A 431-nucleotide genomic window follows, 5' to 3' on the forward strand; every position below is an offset into this window, starting at 1 on the left:
TGGGCGGTGTTCCTGGATCAGGACGGCACTGAACCCCGCGACGCGGCCGTGATGCGCACACGCGGAGTCACCCTGGGGATCGCCCGGGACGGGGTGATCCCGGTCCGCGGGAACCTGCTCCCCGAGGTCGCCGCCCAACTGCAGCGGATCTTCGACTGCCAACTCAACCCCAAACTGGACGGCCCCCGCTTCACCCCCACCGACACCGAGCCCGCGGACGGCGACGATGCGGGGGAGCGGGTGTTGCGTGATCAGGCGGATCTGCGCACCCGGGCGCAGAAGCAGCACGACGCCCTGGCCACCGCCCTCAGCGTCGCCGCCCGGTCCGGGGAGCTGTCCACCCTGGGTGGGGCCGCGCCGACCCTGGTCGTGTCCGTCCGCGCCGCGGACCTGGCCGCAGGCACCGGGTACGCGCACCTGGACGGCACCGA

The 431-nt window shown here is 73.5% G+C and carries 1 protein-coding gene; it reads left to right on the forward strand.

What is annotated here, in order from left to right:
• Nucleotides 1-431: DUF222 domain-containing protein (locus tag ACPW96_RS23300; protein WP_425886125.1), on the forward strand; the 431-nt coding region annotated here is incomplete at both ends.

The sequence above is a fragment of the Micromonospora sp. DT81.3 genome (assembly GCF_049847225.1).
Classification (GTDB): Bacteria; Actinomycetota; Actinomycetes; order Actinomycetales; family Microbacteriaceae; genus Microbacterium.